Here is a 21010-nt window from a genome sequence, read left to right as displayed (position 1 = left end):
TTGTGTCGTACGGCGTCTAGTGGTTCGGACGTGGGCTGATACGTTGCCTTGGTGACCCGAGTCGACATGACAGCGGCCCATGAGCCCGCGACGGCCGAAGCGGCCGAACTGCCCGCGTACTACGTCTCACGGGGCCCGGGAGCCGACGGCTACGAGCGCTATGCGGCGAGCGAGTCGACCGTGAGCGTGTGGGCGGCATCCATGCAGCACGGCGCGCCCCCGTCGGCGCTGCTGGCGCGGGCCGTGGAGCGCTGCGCACCGCGCGAGGGCACACGGGTGGCGCGCTTCACGATGGAGATCCTGGGGCCGGTACCCGTCGGCGAGATCGGCGTGCGGGCCTGGGTGGAGCGGCCGGGCAAGCGGGTCGAACTGGTGGCCGCGGAATTGATTGCGCCGCAACCCGACGGCAGCGGCCGGGTGGTGGCCAAGGCGTCGGCCTGGCGCATCGCCACCTCCGACAGCTCGTCGGTGACCCATTACGCGGATCCGGCCCTGCCCGCCCTGCCCGAGTCGGCGGAGATCGGCTGGGGCGTACCGGACGGCTGGGATGTGGGCTACGTCCGCTCGGTCGAGATCCGGGCCGTCGAGAGCGACGCGATCACCCGGCGGGTGTGGGTCCGCCCCCTGGTCGACGTGGTCGAGGGCGAACACATCTCACCCCTGGTCCGAGTCTTCTCGGTCGCCGACGTCGCCAATGGCGTTGGCGCACAACTGGACCCGTCCCAGTGGACGTTTCTCAACACCGACCTGACCATCGACCTGTACCGCCTCCCGGTCGGCGAATGGATCGGCCTCGCGGTCGAGACCACCATCGGCCCGGACGGCGTCGGCCTGTGCTCGACCGTGCTGCACGACGAGCAGGGACCGATCGGTCGCGGCATGCAGATTCTCGAGGTCCGCGCCCGAGCCTGAGCCCGGCGATAAGGAAACCTATATCGTCGGGGAATGGATCCGCTGCGTCAGTTGCGCTACTTCATCGCCGTGGCCGAGGAGCTGCACTTCGGGCGGGCGGCGGAGCGGTTGCGGATCGCGCAGCCCGCGCTGAGTCAGCGGATCCGGAAGTTGGAGAGCGATCTCGGCGCGCGACTGCTCGAGCGCGACAGCCGCCGGGTGGAGTTGACCGAGGCGGGCCAGATTCTGCTGGTGGAGGCGCGGGATTTGATCGCGCGGTGGGAGCGGGCCACCTCGCTGGTCGGGAAGGCGCATCGCGGGGAGATCGACGCGCTGCGGGTCGGGGTGCCGCCCGAGCTGGCGGGCCGGGTGCTCGCGGCGCTGGTGACCGCGTTCGAGAGCCGGGAGGTGCGGGTCGATCTGCAGGAGTTGACCACCGCCGAACAGGTTCGGCTGCTGGCGGATCGGCAGTTGGACGCGGGGCTGCTGCAGTACCCGGTGGATGTGGTCGGGCTCGAGTCCGGTCCGGCGGTGGAGACTCCGCTCGGCGTGGTGCTGCCGCGCGACTCCCCGTTGGCAGCCCGCGCCGCGCTGACCCTGGCCGATCTGGCCGGACACGGACTGGTGATCTTCCCGCGCGCCGCCGCGCCCGGCCTCTACGACGCCACCCTGCGCACGTGTTGGGAGCACGGCTTCCGCCCCACGTCGGTGCAGCACGCCCGCAATCCCGAATTCGTGCTCGGCATGGTGCTTTCCGGGCGCGGTGTCGCCTTCGACCAGGGCCTGGTCGCGCAGAAGGAGCCGCGCGTGGTGTGGCGGCCGCTGCCCGAAGGCACGCTGAGCTGGCGTCTGGCCCTGACCTGGCCCGCCGCGGCCCCGCATCCGCTGGTGCGTGAACTCGCGGAACTCATCGCCACCGTGCTGCAGGGCGATGGCGCGTCCCGACCGGCACCGCCTCAGCAGACGCCGCAGCGCCGACCGTGGGACGTGGTGGCGGGACGGGCGTGAGCGATGCGCTCGACCGCCGTGCGCGCCGCCTCGCCGATGGCCCGATCCACCGCGGGTTGTCGCCCGGCCAGCCGGTGTGACACGGTGAAAACCGCTACCGCGTAACGACTTCCGTCGGGGTAGCCGACCACCCCGATCTCGTTGCGGATCCCGGGCAGCGTCCCGGTCTTGGACCAGATGTCGGTCCCGGGCGGGAACCCCGAGGGCAGCCGATGCCCGAACACCTGCTGCCGCATGAGGTCTCGCACCCACCCGCAGGCCTCGGGCGCGGCGGCCTCGTCGCGACCGATCAACAGCAGCAGCCGAGTCATGTCGCGCGGCGTGCTCGCGGTGGTTCGCAGCGGATCCACCGCCCGCGACCCGAACACCTCCGCGGCACTCGATTCCGGATAGCGCCGCGCGAATTCCTGCAGGTCACGCGCCCCGATATCCTCGGCCATGCTGTAGAGGATGTCCCGCAGCGACCCGTCCACGCGGGTCCGCGTGAGCCCGAGCTCGCGCACCAGCGAGCGCACGTTCTCCACCCCGACCCGGTCGAACAGCAGGTCCGCGGCGGTGTTGTCGCTCATGGTGAGCGCGAAGTAGGCGGCATCGCGCAGGCTGTACTCGACATCGTCGAGACAGCCCGCGGTCCCCACGCCGCCGAGTCGATCCGCCGCCGTCGCCCGCACCCGATCGGTGGCGTCGAGCTGGCCCGCCGCCACCTGCCGCGCGAACTCCAGCACCAGCGGCACCTTCACCACCGAGGACAGCACCACCGGTTCGTCGGCACCCCAGCCGAATTCGCCGTCGCAGTCGAAACAGCGGGCGTGCACCCGCCCCTCGACACCGGCCGTTCGGAAGATCTCGTCCACTCCCCCAGCATTCCGGGTGCCCCGATCCGGCCGTCAACCGCCCGCGACACGGTTCCGGAAGGCCGCTGCTAGCAGCAACGATATCGATACCTATATCGGTTTCGGTCCGTGTTGGTCTTGGACAGCCACCGGTCATCCATGTTGGGGTGGCAGTCATGGCACAGTTCAGCAGGAGGGCACTCACCGGCGTCTGCGCCGCGGCGATGCTGGTGACGGCGACGGCGACGGCGTGCTCGTCGGATTCCACGTCCGGGCTGTCCAAGACGGTCGACGGCTTCGCGGACGCGCTGAATCGCGATGACGTGCCCGCCGCCGCGCAGGCCACCAGCGATCCGGCCACGGCCGCCACCACGCTCGGCACGCTGTACGACAACCTGGGCAAACAGGTGCACTTCAGCGCGAGCAAGGTCGACAAGAGCGACAGCGGCGGCACTTTCACCCTGAACGCCACCTGGAAGCTCGGCAAAGACGGCAAGGACGAGTGGACCTACACGACGACCGGCCGGGCGAATCGGTCCGGAAGTGACTGGAAGATCCAGTGGGATCCGGCCACCGTCGCACCGGGTTTGAACGTCGGACCGCTGTCGTACTCCGTCGTCTACCCGGATCCGGCCAAGATTCTCGACAGCACGGGCGGCCCGCTGCTCACCCAGCAGGTGGTGACGCTGGTGAATGTCGCACCGGGCGCGGATCTGGCGGCCGTGGCGGCGGCCCTGCGACCGGTGGCACCGGATGTGACCGCGGCGAGTCTGCAATCGGATCTGGCCGCGGCCCAGGGCAAGCCGATCACCGCGGTCACCCTGCGCGACTCCGATTACGCCACGGTCCAGGCCGCGCTCACCAATCTGCCGAATGTCACCCTGGCCCAGCAGACCCGCCTGCTGACCGTCGACAAATCCCTTGCCTCCCCGACCTTCTCGGGCCTGTCCGACCTCTGGCAGCAGCAGGCCGACGCCGCGGCGGGCTGGGCGGTCCGCGCCCAGGGCGGCGACGGCACGCAACGGGTCGGCGGCCCGGATCCCAAGCCGGTCACCGATATTCGCACCACCCTCGATGTCGGCCTACAGCGCGCGGCCGAGGCCGCCTTGACTCCCATCACCACTCCGGCGGCCATTGTGGCCCTGCAACCCTCGACCGGAGCCGTGCTGGCCATGGCCCAGAACGCCGCCGGGGACGCGCAGGGCCCGATCGGCCTGACCGGCCTGTACCCGCCGGGCTCGACCTTCAAGACGGTCACGGTGTCGGCCGCCCTGCAGGCCGGTGAGGTCACCCCCGACTCCATGGTCGCCTGCCCCGGCAAGGAGAACATCGAGGGCCGGGAGATCCCCAACGACAACAACTTCGACCTCGGCCAGGTGCCGCTGCACACCGCCTTCGCCAAGTCCTGCAACACCACCATGGGCCGCCTGGCCGTCCAGCTCGCACCGGACGGGCTGACCACCGCGGCGGCCCAGCTCGGGCTCGGCATCGACTACGTGACGCCCGGCCTGACCACCGTGACCGGCAAGGTGCCGACCGCCGACACCCCCGCGCTGCGGGTGGAGGAGGGCATCGGCCAGGGCAAGGTGACCGCGTCGCCGTTCGGCATGGCGCTGGTGGCCGCCGCGCTCGCCCAGGGCGCGGTCAAGCCGCCGATGGTGGTGCAGGGGCAGCCCGGCACCGCCGACAAGCAGCCGCCCGCGCTCCCGACCGGTATCGCCGATCAGGTGAAATCCATGATGCGCGAGACGATTACGGGCGGCACCGCCACCGCGCTGCGCGATATTCCGGGCCTGCTCGGCAAGACCGGCACCGCCGAATACATCGACGACAAGCACGCACACGGCTGGTTCGTCGGCATCGACGGCGATCTGGCGTTCGCGGTATTCATCAGCGACGCGGGCAGTTCCGAACCGGCCGTCGAGGCCGCGGGCCGCATGCTGCGCGCTCAGCGCTGAGCCGCACAGACCAATTCCACACGGCGCGAGCCGAATCCATTCAACGCACTCCACAGAGAGGCTTGTTTTGTCGACCCTGAAATACCGTGCCTTGGCGTCACTGTTGCTCCTCGCACCGCTGGCGGGATGCGGCACCGACACGAAAAGCGATGCCGCACAGCCCAGCTCGACGACGATCAGCGTGGCCACCGCCGACGCCGCACTGCGCGCTCTCGAACAGCAGCACGGCGCTCGCGTCGGCGTGGTGGCGATCGATACCGGCACCGGCAAGACCCTCGGCTACCGCCAGGACGAACGCTTCGCCTTCGACTCCACCTTCAAGACCCTCGCCTGCGGCGCGCTGCTGCACGCCCATCCGCTCGGAACCGGCTTCTTCGACCAGATCATTCATTTCACCGCCGCCGACCTGGTGACCTATTCACCGGTCACCGGCACCAAGGTCGACACCGGCATGACGGTGACCGAACTTTGCGACGCCGCCATCACCCACAGCGACAACACCGCGGGCAATCAGATCCTGAAACTGCTCGGCGGGCCGAGCGCCCTCACCGACTTCCTGCGCTCGATCGGCGACCAGACCACCCGCATGGACCGCTGGGAGCCCGATATCAATACGAACATCCCCGGCGACGAACGCGATACCACCACCCCCACCGCCCTGGCCGAGGACTACCGCAAGCTCGTCGTCGGCGACGCCCTCGCCGAGGGCGAACGCACCCGGCTCACCGCCTGGCTGCTGGCCAACACCACCGGCGACACCCGTATTCGGGCGGCCCTGCCCAAGGACTGGAAGACCGGCGACAAGACCGGCACCGGCGACTACGGCACCGCCAACGACGTCGCCGTCACCTGGCCCGCGGGCGGCGGGGCTCCCGTGGTGATCGCGGTGTTGACCACCAAGCCGGATCAGGCTGCGGCGGGCGACAATCCGCTGGTGGCCGCGGTCGCCAAGGAGGCCGTCGACAAGGTCCGCTAGCGCTATGCTGACAGCCTCGAACTGTGCCCTCCCAGAGCCAGAGGTATGGCCATGACGGCTGTCACCGCACTGTTGGCCGCGCTCGCCGACGGATCCACCGACCTCATCGATCTCACCGCGCCGCTGCATCCCGGCACCCCGATTCTCCAACTGCCACCGCCGTTTTCGAACACCATTCCGTTCGGGCTGGAGGAGATCAGTCACTACGACGATCGGGGTCCGGGCTGGTTTTGGAACAATATCCACACCGGCGAACACACGGGGACCCACCTGGATGTGCCGATCCACTGGGTCACCGGGCAGGGCGGATTCGATGTCGCGGGAACGCCTTTGCGCGGTCTGATCGCCCCCGCGGTCGTCATCGACGTCTCCGAACGGGTGGCGGGCAATCCCGACTTCCTGCTCGAGGTCGACGATGTGCTGGCCTGGCAGAAACAGCACGGCCCGCTGCCCGACGGCGGCTGGGTGCTGCTGCGTACCGGCTGGGACGCCTACGCCGATGACGCCGACCGCTTCCTCAACGCCGATCCGACCGGCCCGCACTCCCCGGGGCTCTCGGCCGACTGCGCCGAATGGCTCTCGCAGCAAACGATCTTCGGCCTCGGCGTGGAGACCGTCGGCACCGACGCGGGCGCGGCGCACGCGTTCGAACCGCCGTTCCCCTGTCACCACTTCCTGCTCGGCGCGGGCAAATGCGGTCTGACCCAGCTGCGCAATCTGGCGCGGCTGCCGGTGACCGGCGCCGGACTGATCGTGAGCCCGCTCCCCATCAAGGGCGGAACCGGCAGTCCCGCGCGGGTTCTCGCGCTCGTCGACCGGTAGCGCCGTGCCATCGGTGAGCGAGGTCGTGGGCCACGTCCTCGCCGAACTCGGCGTCTCCCGGGTGTTCGGCGTGGTGGGCAGCGGGAATTTCGACCTGACGAACGCCTTGCGCGCCAAGGGTGTTCGCTATGTCGCCGCCCGCCACGAATGCGGCGCGACCACCATGGCCGACGCCTATGCCCGCATGACCGACACCGTCGCGGCGGTCTCCCTGCATCAGGGCTGCGGCCTGACCAATGCCCTCACCGGGATCGCCGAAGCCGCGAAAAGCCGGACGCCCCTGCTCGTTCTGGCCGCCGACACCCCCGGTGCCTCGGTCCTGTCGAACTTCCGAGTGGATCAGGATGCCCTCGCGACCGCCGTCGGCGCGGTCGCGGAACGCGTCCATACCCCGCACAGCGCGGTGGCCGACACCGTGCGCGCCTTCCGCACCGCCCGCGACCAGCGCCGCTGCGTGGTGCTCAACCTCCCGCTGGACATCCAGGCCGCCGAGATCGCCGCACCGGAGGCGGTCACCGCGCCGATGGCACCGGACGCGATCCGCCCGGGCAAGCAGGCGGTCTCGGAACTGGTGACGCTGCTGGCGGAGTCGAGCCGACCGGTGTTCGTGGCCGGCCGCGGGGCGCGCGGCTCCGGCTCGGAACTGCGGGCCCTGGCCGAATCCGTCGGGGCGCTGCTCACCACCTCGGCGGTCGCGCACGGGCTGTTCAGCGGTGATCGTTGGGCACTGGGCATTTCGGGTGGATTCGCCTCGCCCACGGCGGCCGAGCTGATCACCGAGGCCGATCTGATCATCGGGTGGGGCTGCGCGTTGAACATGTGGACCATGCGCCACGGCAGCCTCATCGGACCGAATACCACTGTGGTTCAGGTCGATTCGGAGCACTCGGCGCTGGGCGCACACCGCCCGGTCGACCTCCGTGTGCACGGCGATGTCGGTGAGACCGCGCGTGATGTGCTGTTGGCGTCCTCACGGGTCGGGGACGGCGCTCCGCGGGTCGGCTATCGGACGCCCGAGGTGGCACAGCGGCTGTCGACCGCACGCTGGCGCGATGTGCCGTTCGAGGATCGATCCACCGCCGAGCGCATCGACCCCCGAACGCTCAGCATCGCGCTCGACGATCTCCTGCCGCCCGAGCGCATCGTCGCCGTCGACTCCGGCAATTTCATGGGTTACCCCAGCGCCTATCTCGACGTCCCCGACCAGTACGGCTTCTGTTTCACCCAGGCCTTCCAATCGATCGGCCTGGGTCTGGCCACGGCCATCGGCTCAGCGCTGGCCCACCCCTACCGCCTGCCGGTCGCCGCGCTGGGCGACGGCGGCGCGCTCATGGGCATCGCCGAGTTGGAAACCGTGGTGCGCCTGGGTATTCCGATGCTGATCGTCATCTACGACGACCACGCCTACGGTGCCGAGGTCCACCATTTTCGCGACGCCGATCTGGGCGCGGTGACGTTCCCCGACACCGATATCGCCGCCCTGGCCCGGGGCGCGGGCTGCGAGGCCGCCGTCGTCCGCACCGTCGCCGACCTCGACATCGTCCCGAAATGGCTGGCAGGTCACCGGAACACCCCGCTGCTGCTCGACGCGAAGATCACCAGCGACGGCGGGTCCTGGTGGCTGCAGGAGGCCTTTGCCCGGCACTGACGGTCCGCGTCACGACTGCCGGGTCAGGCTGCCGCTGCCGATGAAGTACGAACCCATTTGCGGGTCAGTGCTGTTCAACACCGTGTACACGTGCGTCCCGTCGCTGGACATCGACCAGAACGACACGGTGACCGTGCCGTCCGGCCGCGCACAGGTCTGCTCGGCGGGCGCGAGTTCGGCAGTATTGCCCCGGGCGTCGAACGTCCACGAGCACCCGTCGTCGGTGTGAGCGGTCAGTCCGGAACCGTTCGAATCGATCCGTACCGCACCGGTTTTCGGCTGATAGCCGGGCGAGGTCAGGTTGTTCAGGTACGCCGGATTCGTCGGATCGAACATCCACGTTCCGGTGAACAGGCGCGCCGCGTCATCCGGTCCGGCGGCATCGGCACGGGTGCGCTTGCCATTGGGCAGGTCGAAGTCGAAGGTGCCGTAGCCGAGATAGCTGTTGGCCCGCACCACTTCCCGCTCCTGGCCGTCGTGCACGGTGACATGCCAGGAGTAGATGTTGTACCCGGAGCCGATGACATTGTTGAAGCAATACTGATCCGTACCGGTCAGATCCAATCCGTCACCGTTCACCCGAAAATGCCAGGTGCAGCCCTGATCGGTGTGCCCGATGATCTCTCCGTCGCCGCCCCTGCTGAACTCGATCGTCCCGACCTGAGGAAACGTCAGCGGATTGATCCCGAACTGTCCAACCGTCGCGATATCGGTGGCATCGGCGCGATCGGGCTGCTCGTAATTCCACACGCCCAGATACTGATTCGCGGCGTCCACCGGCTCGGCAACCGCTGCCGGGGTACCCCAGGCCACGGTCAGTCCGAACAGCGCCGCGACGACACATTTCCCATAGCTGATTCGAATGCTGTTGTGAGTCATACAGTTACGACGAGACCACGCGCCGGAAAGTTACGCATCCACCGTCGCCTCCACACTGACGATCCGCTCCCCCGAAATCGTCAGCACCAGCACCCCGAACAGCTCCCGCTCCCGATAGGCGAGCAACGCGGGCCGCCCGAACGCCGAATGCGTCACCAGCGTGACCCCCGGCCCGAAGAACGCGATCATATTGGCCGCCACCATCTCCGCCCCCCGGCTGGTCGGCGCGACAATGGGTGAGTCCGGCCGGAAGGTGGCCACACCCCACACCCGCGGATCCAGCACCGCCAGCAGTTCCGCCAAATCCCCACCGGCACAGGCGGCGATGAATCTCTCCGTCACGGCCCGATGTTCGGCCGGTGCGACCGGACCGTCCGGTCGACGCGCCTGCGCCATCTTGATCCGCGCCCGCCGCGCCAACTGCCGACACGTCCCCGTCGGCCGACCCACGGTGTCCGCCACCGTCTCGAACGGCACCCCGAACACATCGTGCAGGATCAACACCACCCGCTCGGCGGGCGCGAGCCGCTGCAGCATGCGGTACAGGGCCAACTGCACCTCTTCGTCCAGGGTGATCCGATCGACCGGATCGACGGGCACGGCCTGCGCGACCGGTACCGCGTTCTCCAACTCCGCCGGATCGTCGGCCCGCTCGCGACGCGCTCGCGCACTGCGCAATTCGTCCAGGCACAACCGGCTGGTCACCACGGTCAGCCAGGCGCGTTCGTCCTCCACCTCGCCGGGCCGCGTCCGTGCCAGCCGCGCGAAGGCCTCCTGGGCCGCGTCCTCGGCACCGCCGATATCGCCCAGCAGTCGAAAGGCCAGATCCACCACGTAGGCGCGATGCCGCCGCCAGGCTCCACCGAACCGGTCCGGGCGCTCCTCGGTGCTCATACACATATGACGGGACACGCCCGCGGAAAGTTACCGGTCCCGCGCACACGGAAAGGCGGTGACCCTTTGGGCCACCGCCGCAGGGACAGCGTCAGTTGGTGATCCGCCCGCCCGCCACGTCGATCGTGATGCCGCTCAGATACGCGGAGGCGTCCGAGGCCAGGAACAGCGCGGTCTCGGCGACATCCCCCGGCAGGCCCATGCGCCGCAGCGGATGCGATGCCGCCACCTGTTCCTGCACCGGCTCGGGCATGTTCGCGGCCACCTTCTCGGTGCGAATCGAGGACGGCGCAATGGCATTCACGCGAATCCCGCGCGGACCCAATTCCGTCGCGAGGTGCCGGGCCAGCATGATGACCCCGGCATTGGCCACCCCGTAGGCGAGATTGGCCTGGCTGGGCTGACGGCCCGCCGACGACGACATGGTGATGATGCTGCCGGAACCCTGCGCCAGCAGCATCGGCAGGAAGGTGCGCACGGTCAGGAAGGCGGAGGTCAGATTGGCGTCCAGGGCCTGCCACCACAGTTCCTCCGACAGTTCGGAACTCGGCGTGGGCTGACCCATGCCGCCCGCGAAGGCGGCCAGAATGTCGACCCGGCCGAACTCGCTCTCGACCAGGGTCCGGACATCGGCCAGCGCGGCGGCCGAGGTGACGTCCGCGACCGCGGCGACCGCGGTACCGCCCGCCGCGAGGATCTCGGCGACAACGGAATCCAGCGCCCGCTTGTCCCGGCCGACCACACAGACATTGGTCTGCTGGGCGGCGAAACGCTTGGCGGTCTCGGCCCCGATGCCGCGTGAGCCACCGGTGATGACGGCGGTCTTGCCGGCGAGGTCGGAGTAGGTGCTGAGCATGGGAGTGAGCCTTTCGATCGATGGAGCGAGATGGTTGGGGGTGAATCAGCGCCGGGACAGCACGACGGCCACGCCGATCAGCCACAGCAGCCCGCCGAAGCGGACCACCGGCAGCAGATACCCGAGGCCGGAGACCACCAGCGCCAGCGTCGAGAGCGCGGCGACCGCGGCGAGGGCGACACCGCACCAGATCAGCCACTCCGGCAGATTCCGTTCCGGCAGAGCCGACATCACGATGCCGACGACCAGCAGTCCGAAGCCCGCCGCATAGGCCGGACCACCCGACAGGTAGCCGAGATCGGCCAGGGTGCGCGCCAGCACCGGCCCGGCGGAATCGGTCAATCGCGCACCGGCCCAGGCGAACAGGCCGCTGAAGGTCAGCCCGCCCGCGGCGAGTGCCGCGCCGATGGTGGTGATGGACGGGCCGCGCAGGATGCGCTGCATCAGCCCGGCGGCAATGGCCAGCGGCGCGGCCGACAGCACGATCAGCACCGCCCCGGCATTGATGAGCCCGACGTGAGACGTCGTGTAGGCGAGCACGTCCGGGCCACTGGCGTCCGGGTGCGGGGTGCGCGCGTTGGTGGCGACGTAGGCGATGGTGAGCGCCGCGAACGCGGCGACCGGGGCGAGCACGGCGGGGCCGGTGCGAACGGTGGTGGTGGCGGTCATCGCGGGGATCCTCAATCTCGGGGCGATCCGTACACCTCAAATAATGATTACAATCTGTAACGATTGTCAAGCGTCTATTATTTTTCCGCTGCTACTATTGCCGCATGGATGCGAAAGACGAGTTCGCGCCGCAGCGTGCCCTGACGGCCGTCGGGTTCCTGTTGGCGCAGGTCGGGGCCTATGCCGCGAATCGATTCGCCGAGCGCACGGCCGCTCTGGACCTGACCCCGCCGCAGGCCGGACTGCTGCGGCTGCTCATTGCCCAGCCCGGCCGCAGCCAGCGCGAGCTCGCCGACGAACTGGGCATGCCGCCCAGCCGATTCGTGCAGTTCGCCGACAAGCTCGAGGACCGGGGACTCATCGAACGCAAGCGCAATCCGGACGACCGCCGCCAGCACGCCCTGTATCTGACCGAGAAGGGGCGGACCACCCTGGTCGAATTGGCCGGTGTGGCACGCGAAGCCGAGGAACACCTGTGCCGTTCGCTCAGCGCGGAGGAGCACAAGCAACTGTCGGAGCTACTCGTCCGGATCGCCGCCGACCAGGGGCTGATGCCCGGCGTCCATCCGGGTTACAAGTCGGTGTGAGGTACCGCCGAATTCGTCGCGGTCAACGCCTCGTCCACGGTGATATCGCCGTTCATGGCCGCGCGCAGCAGATGCCGGAAGGTCGGGCACTCCGCGTGGCTCGGGGCCGGGCAGGCGGCGGCGTGGCGCAGACCGTCGCGCACGGCGGTCAATTGCGTGATGGTGCGGTCCAATTCGTCGGCCTTGCCGGTCAGGAGGGCGCGGTCCACGCGCAGTTCGCCCTGGGGTCCGAAGACGCGCACGATGTCGTCGAGTGAGAATCCGGCGAGGCGGCCGATGCCGATGAGGGCCAGCTGCTCGAGCACCGAGGCGTCGAACTGGCGACGCAGTCCGCGCCGCCCGGTCGAAGCGATGAGTCCACGCTCCTCGTAATAGCGCAGCGTCGAGGCGGGCACACCGGATCGGCGCACGACTTCGGCGATATCCAGGCTGTTTACGGCGTACTCCTGACCCTTGACCTCAAGTCGACTTGAACTGACACAGTGTAGTTCTCCGCCCGTCCAACCGACCTTGGAGACGACCATGACGGCACCGACCGACAACGACCAATCCGCCCGCTGGAACGGACCGTCCGGCAATGCCTGGGTCGAGGCCCAGGACCTCATCACCCGGGTCATGCGGCCGTTCGAGGACGTGCTGGTGGATACGGCCCGTGCGGCCGACGCCCACCGGGTGCTGGATGTCGGATGCGGCACGGGCAGCACCACATTCGCCGTCGCCCGCGCGCTCGGCGCGGAGTGCCTGGGTGTCGATATCGCGAAGCCGATGATCGCCGCCGCCCGCGCGAATGCCGAAAACGATGCCCTGCCGGTCGATTTCATTCGCGCCGACGCCCAAACCCATCCCTTCGAGCCCGCCACCTTCGATCTGGTCATGTCCCGCTTCGGCGTGATGTTCTTCCCCGATCCGGTGGCGGCCTTCGCCAATCTGCGCCGCGCCACCCGCCCGGGCGGCAGCCTCGGCTGCATCGTCTGGCGCGGCACGGACGAGAATCCGTACTTCACCGCCGCCGAACGCGCGGCCGCACCGCTGCTGCCGGACCTGCCGCCCCGGGTCGCCGGGTCGCCGGGCCAATTCGCCCTGGCCGACCGCGAATACGTCACCGAGATCCTCGCGGGCGGCGGTTGGGTCGACATCGATGTGCGTCCCCTCGACGTCGAATGCACCATGCCCGAACGGGACCTCACCCCCTACATCTCCCGCCTGGGCCCGGTCGGCCTGGCCCTGCTCGAGGTCGACGACGCCACCCGTGCGAAGGTGATCGAAGCGATCCGCCCGGCCTTCGATCCATATATCCACGGTGACGAGGTTCGCTTCACCGCCGCCTGCTGGCTGCTCACGGGACACGCCCCGAACGGTTCCTGAGATCGACGAACCGTCATACGAATTCCGGAATCGCTTACAGATCGTCGAGTTGCTCCCCGGCGGAAACGGTGCAGAGTATGTCTGGACACCGCCACCCGCGTCACGCGGCATGCCGACAAGGAGCACAGTGACTCAGCAGGAATTGCAGTTCATCGGCGGTGCGCGGCGGACCGGATCCGGTGCGCCACTGTCGATCACCGCACCGGCCACCGGTGCGGTGATCGCCGAGGGAGCCGGTGCGAGCGCGGCCGATGTCGACGCCGCGGTGGCCGCCGCCAAGACCGCCTTCCCGGACTGGGCCGGGCGCACGCCCGGTGAGCGGTCCGATCTCATGCACGCCTGGGTGCGAATCCTGCACGAGCGCGCGGAGGAACTGGCCGCGATCGAGAGCCGCAATGCCGGCAAGCCGATTCGCCTGGCGCGGGAGTTCGACGTGCCCGGCACCATCGACAACACCGCCTTCTTCGCCGGGGCCGCGCGCCACCTGGAGGGCAAGGCGGCCGCCGAGTACTCCGGCGACCACACCTCGTCCATCCGCCGCGAGCCGCTCGGCGTGATCGGCTCCATCGCGCCGTGGAACTATCCGCTGCAGATGGCGGCGTGGAAGATCCTGCCCGCCGTGGCGGCGGGAAACACCGTGGTGCTCAAGCCCTCCGAGCTGACCCCGCTCAGCTCGCTGCTGTTCGCCGAGACGGCTACCGCGGCCGGGATACCGGCGGGGGTGATCAATGTGGTCGTCGGCGTGGGCCCGGTGGCGGGGCAGGCGCTGGTCGAGCATCCCGATGTCGCCATGGTCTCGTTCACCGGATCGACGGTGGTCGGGCGTCGGGTGGCCGCGACCGCCGCCGGGTCGGTCAAGCGCGTGCATCTGGAACTCGGCGGCAAGGCCCCCTTCGTCGTCTTCGACGACGCCGACCTCGAGGCGGCGGCGCGCGGCGCGGTCGCCGGGGCCCTGATCAATGTCGGCCAGGACTGCACGGCCGCCACCCGGGCGTATGTGCAGCGGCCGCTGTTCGACGAATTCGTCGGGCGCGTGGCCGATCTCATGGATCACGTGACTCTCGGTCCGGTGGAGGACGCGGAAACCGATATGGGGCCGCTCATTTCGCTCGCGCATCGGGACAAGGTGAGCGGCATGGTCGAGCGCGCCCGGGAGGCCGGCGCGAAAGTCGTTCGCGGCGGCCGCATTCCCGAGCACACCCATCCCGGCGGCGCGTACTACGAACCGACCCTGATCACCGGCGCGACACAGGATTCCGACATCGTGCAGCAGGAGATCTTCGGCCCCGTGCTGGTGGTGCTGCCCTTCGATACCGACGACGAGGCCATCGCGCTCGCCAACGACACCGTCTACGGTCTGGCGGCCTCGGCCTGGTCCACCAATGTCTTCCGCACCCAGCGCGCGAGCCGCGAGATCCAGGCCGGATGCGTGTGGATCAACGACCACATTCCGATCATCAGCGAAATGCCGCACGGCGGGTACAAGGCCTCCGGATTCGGAAAAGACATGTCCACCTACGCATTCGACGAATACACCAACATCAAACACGTCATGTCCGATATCACCGCCGCCGCGCACAAGCCGTGGCACGACGTGATCTTCCGCGCGGACTGAGGATTGGCACAGGCTCGGCGGTCGCTGAATTCCAGCGCCCGCCGCTTTCTCATGCCCCGCGGAGCAGACCCGAGACCGCAGGGCAGACCCGAGACCACAGCGCAGACCGGAGTCGAGGTAGCGCTTGCCGCGGGCGTCGAACAGGTAGGAGCCCTCCCCGCGCACGATGACGGGCGCGTCGGCCTCGTCGCGGCCATTGTGGTTGGTGAAGTGCATCCACAGGTGATCCCGCAGCACGCGGGGTGCTTCGGACGTGGACGCGTGCCGGGACTCGGCCGTGAGGTGACGGGAGCGTAGGGAAGTTAACATTGCGCACCCCGCGAAATGGTCATAACCTGCGCGAAGAGTCGCGATTACCCAGCCGAACACAGGATCTCCTGACGCTGTGAGGCGGTTCCATGACCGACGCTCGATCGCTGTATCGAACCTGGTGGCGAGACCGGGTCGACTATCGATGGCTGGTCGACACCCTGCAGTCGCACTCGGCGCTGCGCGGATTCAAGATCATGCTCGGGGCGGGCGGGATCGTCATGCTGCTGATCGCGGTGTTGGCCGCCCTCGCGCAGAGCGAGGTGTCGGGGCCCTTGGGCTGGCAGGGCGCGCTGGAGGCCACGGTCGCCGGGCTGTGGACGCTGCGCTGGTGGCTGCTGCCGTGGCCGCGCGAAGTCGAATCCTTGGTCTGGATAGTGCTTTTCGACCTGGACACCGCCGCCAACGATCTCCTCGCGCGCGACCGCGTCATCGCGGTGCTCGGCATCGTGCTGCTGATGGCGATGGGCGGATATGTGACCGTATTCCACGGCCCGCGCGTGTTGGCCCTGCACGTCGCGTGGTCGATTCTGGTGACGGTGATGCTGGCCACACTGATCGCGCTCGGCTACCTGCCGGCCACCGGACGCGGCGAGTCACACACCCACGGGCGATTCCAGGATCTGGCCCTGGGCCTGGACATCATTCTGGTGATGGTGGTCGTGGTCGGCGTCATCCTGCCGTTCGTGCAGCTGGGCCATTGGATCGTGCGGGTGGACGCCCTGTCGGACCCGCTGACCAAGTTGCTCAACCGTCGCGGCCTCGACTCCTATCTGGCCGCGCGCATCGGCCGCAGCGAGCGCCGGTCGGCGTATGTCGCCTCGCTGGACCTGGACCGGTTCAAGACCATCAACGACACCTTCGGCCACCCCTTCGGCGACGAGGTCCTGGTGCGGACCGCCCAGCGACTGCGCGACACCGTCGAATCGGACGCCCTCGTGGCCCGCACCGGCGGTGAGGAATTCGTGGTCGTCGGCTACCTCCGAGACAATCCCGCGGCCCTGGCGGAGGGACTGCGCGCCGCCATCGAGACCACCCCGGACCTGCCCGTCACCATCACGGCCAGCATCGGCGTCGCGATCATCGAGGCCTCGCACGCGGATTCCGAATGGACCGAATCCAGCCTGCGCCGCCTGCTGCACCGGGCCGACTCCGCCATGTACCGCGCGAAAGGCCTGGGCGGCAACACTTTCGTCATCACCGACAGCGACGGCGTGGAACCCCTGGAACGCAAGAAGCCCCCGACCGAAATATTCGATCGGGAGCTTCTTGTGGTGCGCCATCAGGGACTCGAACCCCGAACCCGCTGATTAAGAGTCAGCTGCTCTGCCAATTGAGCTAATGGCGCGGATTACTCCGCCGGGGGCCTTGGCTTTCGCTCCGGCCGCTCTGCGGTGCGGAAAGAACATTAACAGGCTTGGGCTCCGAAAGTGAAATCGCCCCTCTGAGCTGCGCGTTTGCAAAGGTGTCGAGAGTTGTTAACGCGCGGGGGGTGATCACGGATGTTTGGAGCGAGCGCTGTGGGACCGGGTGCGCCGAGACGTGGGAGTGGGGTTGCGATGAGTGATGCGAAGGGTCGACGACGTACCGGGAAGCTGCTGGGGATCGGGGCGGCACTGTCTGTGCTGGCGTTGATGCTGGTCGGCTGCTCCTCCGGGAAGCACCAATCCGCCCCGGTGGCAATCGATTCCAACCCGATCGGCGAGCTGATCAAGCCGAAGCTGATCTCCCCTGTCAAGGACGGCGACAAGGGCGTGTCGCCCGGGGAGCTGACGTTGAAGGTCGAGGACGGCACCCTCACCAATGTGGTGCTCACCAGCCCGGAGGGCAAGGCGGTGCCGGGTGAGCTGGCGCAGGACGGCCGCTCGTGGAAGCTGGCCGAGCAGTTGGGATTCGGGCGCACCTACAAGCTGAGCGTGGATGCCGTCGGGCTGGGCGGGGCGGCCACCACCACTATGAGTTTCACCACGATCTCGCCGAACAACCGCACCCACCCGTACCTGCTCCCGGCCGAGAACGAGGTGGTCGGCATCGGGCAGCCGGTGGCCGTGCAGTTCGACGAGAACATTCCGGACCGCAAGGCCGCCCAGGACGCGATCAAGATCACCACCACCCCGGCGGTCGAGGGCGCGTTCTACTGGGTCAACAACCGCGAGGTGCGTTGGCGGCCACAGAACTTCTGGGCCCCGGGCACCAAGGTCGACATCGCGGTCAACGCCTACGGGCACGATATGGGCAACGGCCTGGTCGGCGACAGCGACATCCACTCCAGCTTCACCGTCGGCGACGCCACCATCTTCACCGCCGACGACAACACCAAGATCGTGACGGTCGAGCGCAACGGCCAGGTCATCAAGACCATGCCGACCTCGATGGGCAAGGACTCCACCCCGACCGACAATGGCGTCTACATCGTCGGCGACAAGTTCGACCGCATCATCATGGACTCCTCCACCTACGGCGTCCCGGTGAACTCACCCAACGGCTACAAGACGCCGATCGACTGGGCGACGCGAATCTCCTACTCCGGCATCTTCTTCCACTCGGCACCGTGGTCGGTGGGCGCGCAGGGCTCGGTCAACACCAGCCACGGCTGCCTCAATCTGAGCCCGTCCGACGCGAAGTGGGTCTACGACAACGTCAAGCGCGGTGACATCACCATCGTGAAGAACACGGTCGGCGGGACGCTGTCGGGCGTGGACGGGCTGGGCGACTGGAACATTCCGTGGGAGCAGTGGAAGGCGGGCAATGCCGACCGCGGCTGAACGCCGAGCCGACCGCGGCTGAGTCCTACTTGATGGTGCCGGGGCCGATGCCGCCGCCGCCATTGAGGTTGCCGCAGCCCAGGGCCGCGAGGCCGCCGAGCGAGGAGGCGGTGCCGAGGACCGTGCACAGGCCCTTCTGACCCGAGGAGCCCGTGGTCGCCGAGCCGAGCGCGCCGCCGAGTTTGAAGGCCGAGGATCCGAGTTCGACATCGGATTCGATGGGGTTGTTGGGGTCGTCCTTCTCGCCGGGGACGCCGGTGCCGGGGCTGGGGGCCACGCCCGGAGTGGGGGTGGTGGTCGTCGTCGAGGTGGCGTCGGTGAGGACGATCTCCGCCGAGGCGATGGGCGCAACGGGGAGGATAGCCGCAACGGCTAGCAAAGTGGTTACGGCACAACGGTTCACTGCGGATTCCTTCGGATCGGGCGTGGCCGGGGGCCCCGACGCCCCCGGTGATCCAGAGCAGTCTACGAAGATCGAGTGACCTGCGCCGCAAAATGCGACACACTGGTGTTTCTGTCACACATTCCCGAGGTCGCCGTCATGCCCCGAGGCGGGCGATGGCCCGCACGGGGGCTCCGTCCGCCCCGGGCAGGCTCAGCGGGAAAAGCGATACCTCCACGGGCTGACCAGCGTTTTCCGGGGTGAGCAGCCGGGCCAGTCCGGTCAGGTTCTCGGCGATGACGGCGTGCGCGCCGCACAGGATGCGGTGCACCGGAATCTCCTCGGCGGGAGTCGGATCGACCGAGAGGGCGTCGATGCCGAGGGTGCGCACACCGGTGGCGATGAGGTACTCGGCCGCCTCGACCGTCAGGTGCGGATGGTTCAGGTAGGCGTGCGTGCCCCAATGTTCGGACCAACCGGTCGCGATCAGCACGATCTGCCCCGCGGCGACCCGGCCCTCGAACAGTTCCCGCCCGATCGCACCACCGGCACCGACCGCGCGGGCATCGATGACGACACCGGGGCCGAGGAACCGTTCCAGCGGGAGTTCGTCCAGGGTGGGCAGGGAATCGTCGATATGGCTCGGCGCGTCCACGTGCGTCCCCGTCTGCGAACCCAGATCCAGATGCAGCACATTGACCCCGTCGGCGGCTACGGTCAAGGCGGGGCGGATGGTGACCTCCGGATCGCCGGGATACACCGGCATACCGGACCGAATCGGGACCGAAAGATCGATAATGCGCACTTTTGGCCTGCCTCCCTGGGGTTTTCGCGAGATGATGACAGCCAGCAAGATCGAATGACGTCGCGCCTACCACGCTGATCAGCCACAACGACGAGAGAATCGCCATGTCTGCCATACATATTGCCGTGTTGAACCGCAGTACCGTACTGACCGACGCCCAGGTTTCCGCGGTCGTCCCGGCGCTGCAGACGCAGGTGCACCGGGATTGGGCTCCGGTCTGGGGAAGTGACGCCGAGCTGAGCTTCGTGGGCAGCGGTCAGCAGCCCGAGCCGGGCGCGTGGTGGATCGTGATCGCCGACGATTCGGATCAGGCCGGGGCGCTCGGCTACCACGATCTCACCAGCGAGGGGCTGCCGCTGGGAAAGGTGTTCGCGCGCAGCGACACCAATGCCGGACTGCAGTGGACGGTGACCGCGAGCCATGAACTGCTCGAGATGCTCGGCGATCCCGACATCAATCTGGCCGCCTACGTCTTCACCACCGCGACCACCGGCCGCCTCTACGCCTACGAGGTCGCCGACGCGTGCGAGGCCGATCAGTACGGGTATCAGATCGATGGGGTCATGGTGTCGGACTTCGTGTTTCCGGCCTGGTTCGAGAACTTCCGCAAGCCCGGAAGCACCCAGTTCGATTTCGGCAAGCACATCACCGAGCCGTTCCAGCTGCTGCCCGGCGGGTACATCGGCGCGTTCGACATCGGCGGGGGCAGCGGCTGGCATCAGCTGACCGCGGAGGAGAGCACCCTCGCGTACGCCGCGCGGGCTCGCGTCGGCAGTCGCCGTGAGCGCCGGCGCACGCCGCGCGAGCAGTGGCTGCTCAGCGATCCGCGGTGAGATCGGCCACAATCCGGATGCCGGTGGGTTGCTGTGTGGTGTCGGCGACCCACCGCATCGACTAGGCTGGCCCGAGACAATCGAATATCCGGCCGCTATGAGTCGTGGCGGGAGAAGCCCCGGATCCGGGGTGCCGAAGGAGCAACCTCCCCGGAATCTCTCAGGCACAGATACCGTTTCGACCAGGCCACTCTGGAAAGTCAGGCGTATGGAGCGCCTCACCTACGGTGCAAGTCGTGCATGCGGCGAAGCTCTCAGGTCCCATGACAGAGGGGGAGATCCGATAACCGGGCGAACGCCCGGCTGATCCGAGGACCTCCCATGAGCATCGATACCGCTTCTCTGCCCCGCGTGGCCTCTCTGCCCTGCGTGACTCCGCCCGTCACCCGCGCGGCGACCGCCGTGACCCCGATGACCGCTGTGACACCGATGACCGCCGTGGCACCGTCGCGGGCAGCGGTTCCCAGCTCCGCCACCCTCGCCGCCGCGGCCTCGGGTCGCCGCACCGCCCTTGCCGAATTGCTCACCTACACGCGGTATTTCGCCACCGCGTGCTGCCGTGCGGAGTTGGGCGCGAACGTCATCTCCGACCGCCTGGCCGACCAGGTGACGACCGCGATCCTCACCGGCTGGCCCACCGCCCGCACCGCGCGCCGAGACTTCCTCGAATTCGCGTACACCACGATCCGCCGCGCGGTCGGCCTGTGCCGCTACGAGCACTCCCGCCGCTCCCCCTTCACCCAGCTGTCCGACGGTCAGCGCGATCTTCTCACCCTCCGCGTGGCGGTCGGCCTGTCCGCCACCGAAACCGCTGTGGCCCTGGGCATCCCGGTCCTGAGTGTGCACCGGCACACCGCCCGCACCCTGGCCCTGCTGAAGCGACCGCCCTCCCGCCCGACCGATGTCCCGGCCTGA

At 68.5% G+C, this 21010-nt stretch carries 21 protein-coding genes, 1 tRNA gene and 2 riboswitches; of the genes, 13 read left to right on the top strand and 9 right to left on the bottom strand.

What is annotated here, in order from left to right:
* The first annotated feature begins 51 nt into the window (after positions 1-51).
* Positions 52-912 carry a thioesterase family protein gene (locus tag VMT65_RS28565; protein WP_326311582.1) on the top strand — a complete coding sequence of 287 codons (861 nt, stop codon included), beginning with the start codon at positions 52-54 and terminating at the stop codon, positions 910-912.
* A gap of 33 nt (positions 913-945) precedes the next feature.
* Positions 946-1899 (top strand): LysR family transcriptional regulator, encoded by a 954-nt coding sequence (locus VMT65_RS28560; RefSeq protein ID WP_326311581.1) that lies wholly within the window; start codon positions 946-948, stop codon positions 1897-1899.
* Here the strand turns inward: VMT65_RS28560 and VMT65_RS28555 are convergent.
* Entirely contained in the window at positions 1848-2753 is a 906-nt protein-coding gene (locus tag VMT65_RS28555) for a serine hydrolase (RefSeq protein WP_326311580.1), read from the bottom strand. The genes VMT65_RS28560 and VMT65_RS28555 overlap by 52 nt on opposite strands.
* Positions 2754-2908: 155 nt before the next feature.
* Here VMT65_RS28555 and VMT65_RS28550 point away from each other — a divergent pair, with 155 nt between their 5' ends.
* The 4 genes from VMT65_RS28550 (at position 2909) to VMT65_RS28535 (ending at position 8136) form a co-directional block, all read left to right on the top strand.
* Entirely contained in the window at positions 2909-4690 is a 1782-nt protein-coding gene (locus tag VMT65_RS28550; protein WP_326311579.1) for a penicillin-binding transpeptidase domain-containing protein, read from the top strand.
* 100 nt (positions 4691-4790) lie between these two features.
* A complete protein-coding gene (gene bla, locus VMT65_RS28545; RefSeq protein ID WP_442790334.1) occupies positions 4791-5666 on the top strand; it encodes a class A beta-lactamase in 876 nt (291 codons plus the stop codon).
* A gap of 51 nt (positions 5667-5717) precedes the next feature.
* Positions 5718-6488 (top strand): cyclase family protein, encoded by a 771-nt coding sequence (locus VMT65_RS28540; protein ID WP_326311577.1) that lies wholly within the window; start codon positions 5718-5720, stop codon positions 6486-6488.
* A gap of 13 nt (positions 6489-6501) precedes the next feature.
* On the top strand, positions 6502-8136 hold the full coding sequence (locus VMT65_RS28535; protein ID WP_442790318.1) for a thiamine pyrophosphate-binding protein: 1635 nt from the start codon (positions 6502-6504) through the stop codon (positions 8134-8136).
* A 9-nt stretch (positions 8137-8145) separates the two neighbouring features.
* Here VMT65_RS28535 and VMT65_RS28530 read toward each other — a convergent pair whose 3' ends face one another.
* From VMT65_RS28530 to VMT65_RS28515, 4 genes are all read right to left on the bottom strand, one after another.
* Complete coding sequence (locus VMT65_RS28530; protein ID WP_326311575.1) at positions 8146-9015, bottom strand: hypothetical protein; 870 nt, start codon at positions 9013-9015, stop codon at positions 8146-8148.
* 30 nt (positions 9016-9045) lie between these two features.
* Entirely contained in the window at positions 9046-9909 is an 864-nt protein-coding gene (sigI, locus tag VMT65_RS28525; protein WP_326311574.1) for an RNA polymerase sigma factor SigI, read from the bottom strand.
* 91 nt (positions 9910-10000) lie between these two features.
* Positions 10001-10765 (bottom strand): SDR family NAD(P)-dependent oxidoreductase, encoded by a 765-nt coding sequence (locus tag VMT65_RS28520; RefSeq protein WP_326311573.1) that lies wholly within the window; start codon positions 10763-10765, stop codon positions 10001-10003.
* A gap of 45 nt (positions 10766-10810) precedes the next feature.
* Complete coding sequence (locus VMT65_RS28515) at positions 10811-11434, bottom strand: DUF4386 domain-containing protein (RefSeq protein ID WP_326311572.1); 624 nt, start codon at positions 11432-11434, stop codon at positions 10811-10813.
* Between the two features lie 104 nt (positions 11435-11538).
* Here VMT65_RS28515 and VMT65_RS28510 point away from each other — a divergent pair, with 104 nt between their 5' ends.
* On the top strand, positions 11539-12021 hold the full coding sequence (locus tag VMT65_RS28510) for a MarR family winged helix-turn-helix transcriptional regulator (RefSeq protein ID WP_326311571.1): 483 nt from the start codon (positions 11539-11541) through the stop codon (positions 12019-12021).
* On the opposite strand, the gene VMT65_RS28505 is transcribed toward VMT65_RS28510, so the two are convergent.
* A complete protein-coding gene (locus VMT65_RS28505; RefSeq protein WP_326311570.1) occupies positions 12006-12431 on the bottom strand; it encodes a helix-turn-helix domain-containing protein in 426 nt (141 codons plus the stop codon). The two genes, VMT65_RS28510 and VMT65_RS28505, sit on opposite strands and share 16 nt — an antisense overlap.
* A gap of 112 nt (positions 12432-12543) precedes the next feature.
* Between VMT65_RS28505 and VMT65_RS28500 the strand changes: the two genes are divergently transcribed.
* From VMT65_RS28500 to VMT65_RS28490, 3 genes are all read left to right on the top strand, one after another.
* Positions 12544-13386 carry a class I SAM-dependent methyltransferase gene (locus VMT65_RS28500; RefSeq protein ID WP_326311569.1) on the top strand — a complete coding sequence of 281 codons (843 nt, stop codon included), beginning with the start codon at positions 12544-12546 and terminating at the stop codon, positions 13384-13386.
* A 127-nt stretch (positions 13387-13513) separates the two neighbouring features.
* Positions 13514-15001 (top strand): gamma-aminobutyraldehyde dehydrogenase, encoded by a 1488-nt coding sequence (locus VMT65_RS28495; RefSeq protein ID WP_442790317.1) that lies wholly within the window; start codon positions 13514-13516, stop codon positions 14999-15001.
* A gap of 398 nt (positions 15002-15399) precedes the next feature.
* On the top strand, positions 15400-16620 hold the full coding sequence (locus VMT65_RS28490) for a GGDEF domain-containing protein (RefSeq protein ID WP_326311907.1): 1221 nt from the start codon (positions 15400-15402) through the stop codon (positions 16618-16620).
* Here the strand turns inward: VMT65_RS28490 and VMT65_RS28485 are convergent.
* A tRNA-Lys gene (locus VMT65_RS28485) sits at positions 16583-16658 on the bottom strand. The two genes, VMT65_RS28490 and VMT65_RS28485, sit on opposite strands and share 38 nt — an antisense overlap.
* A gap of 211 nt (positions 16659-16869) precedes the next feature.
* On the opposite strand from VMT65_RS28485, the gene VMT65_RS28480 reads away from it, so the two are divergent.
* Positions 16870-18075 (top strand): L,D-transpeptidase, encoded by a 1206-nt coding sequence (locus VMT65_RS28480; protein WP_326311568.1) that lies wholly within the window; start codon positions 16870-16872, stop codon positions 18073-18075.
* Between the two features lie 25 nt (positions 18076-18100).
* Here VMT65_RS28480 and VMT65_RS28475 read toward each other — a convergent pair whose 3' ends face one another.
* Positions 18101-18454, bottom strand: a complete 354-nt coding sequence (locus VMT65_RS28475) for a hypothetical protein (RefSeq protein WP_326311567.1) — start codon at positions 18452-18454, stop codon at positions 18101-18103.
* Between the two features lie 160 nt (positions 18455-18614).
* On the bottom strand, positions 18615-19262 hold the full coding sequence (locus tag VMT65_RS28470) for a cyclase family protein (RefSeq protein ID WP_326311566.1): 648 nt from the start codon (positions 19260-19262) through the stop codon (positions 18615-18617).
* A 125-nt stretch (positions 19263-19387) separates the two neighbouring features.
* Between VMT65_RS28470 and VMT65_RS28465 the strand changes: the two genes are divergently transcribed.
* Together VMT65_RS28465 and VMT65_RS28460 are read left to right on the top strand one after the other, a co-directional pair.
* Positions 19388-20095 (top strand): hypothetical protein, encoded by a 708-nt coding sequence (locus VMT65_RS28465; RefSeq protein WP_326311565.1) that lies wholly within the window; start codon positions 19388-19390, stop codon positions 20093-20095.
* 98 nt (positions 20096-20193) lie between these two features.
* Positions 20194-20281: riboswitch (glycine riboswitch) on the top strand.
* Positions 20282-20375, top strand: a riboswitch (glycine riboswitch).
* Between the two features lie 41 nt (positions 20376-20416).
* Complete coding sequence (locus VMT65_RS28460; RefSeq protein WP_326311564.1) at positions 20417-21010, top strand: hypothetical protein; 594 nt, start codon at positions 20417-20419, stop codon at positions 21008-21010.

Origin of the sequence: Nocardia sp. CDC153, from assembly GCF_035818515.1 — a bacterium.
In the GTDB taxonomy this organism is placed as follows: domain Bacteria; phylum Actinomycetota; class Actinomycetes; order Mycobacteriales; family Mycobacteriaceae; genus Nocardia.
The sequence above is the reverse complement of the archived record's forward strand: the minus strand, read 5'-3'. Positions and strand labels throughout refer to the sequence as shown.

Coding starts and splice junctions, on each gene's coding strand:
- VMT65_RS28560 (WP_326311581.1), top strand. CDS start 946: ATGGATCCGCTGCGTCAGTTGCGCTACTTCATCGCCGTGGCCGAGGAG.
- VMT65_RS28550 (WP_326311579.1), top strand. CDS start 2,909: ATGGCACAGTTCAGCAGGAGGGCACTCACCGGCGTCTGCGCCGCGGCG.
- VMT65_RS28540 (WP_326311577.1), top strand. CDS start 5,718: ATGACGGCTGTCACCGCACTGTTGGCCGCGCTCGCCGACGGATCCACC.
- VMT65_RS28530 (WP_326311575.1), bottom strand. CDS start 9,015: ATGACTCACAACAGCATTCGAATCAGCTATGGGAAATGTGTCGTCGCG.
- sigI (WP_326311574.1), bottom strand. CDS start 9,909: ATGAGCACCGAGGAGCGCCCGGACCGGTTCGGTGGAGCCTGGCGGCGG.
- VMT65_RS28520 (WP_326311573.1), bottom strand. CDS start 10,765: ATGCTCAGCACCTACTCCGACCTCGCCGGCAAGACCGCCGTCATCACC.
- VMT65_RS28515 (WP_326311572.1), bottom strand. CDS start 11,434: ATGACCGCCACCACCACCGTTCGCACCGGCCCCGCCGTGCTCGCCCCG.
- VMT65_RS28510 (WP_326311571.1), top strand. CDS start 11,539: ATGGATGCGAAAGACGAGTTCGCGCCGCAGCGTGCCCTGACGGCCGTC.
- VMT65_RS28500 (WP_326311569.1), top strand. CDS start 12,544: ATGACGGCACCGACCGACAACGACCAATCCGCCCGCTGGAACGGACCG.
- VMT65_RS28490 (WP_326311907.1), top strand. CDS start 15,400: ATGACCGACGCTCGATCGCTGTATCGAACCTGGTGGCGAGACCGGGTC.
- VMT65_RS28480 (WP_326311568.1), top strand. CDS start 16,870: ATGAGTGATGCGAAGGGTCGACGACGTACCGGGAAGCTGCTGGGGATC.
- VMT65_RS28460 (WP_326311564.1), top strand. CDS start 20,417: ATGAGCATCGATACCGCTTCTCTGCCCCGCGTGGCCTCTCTGCCCTGC.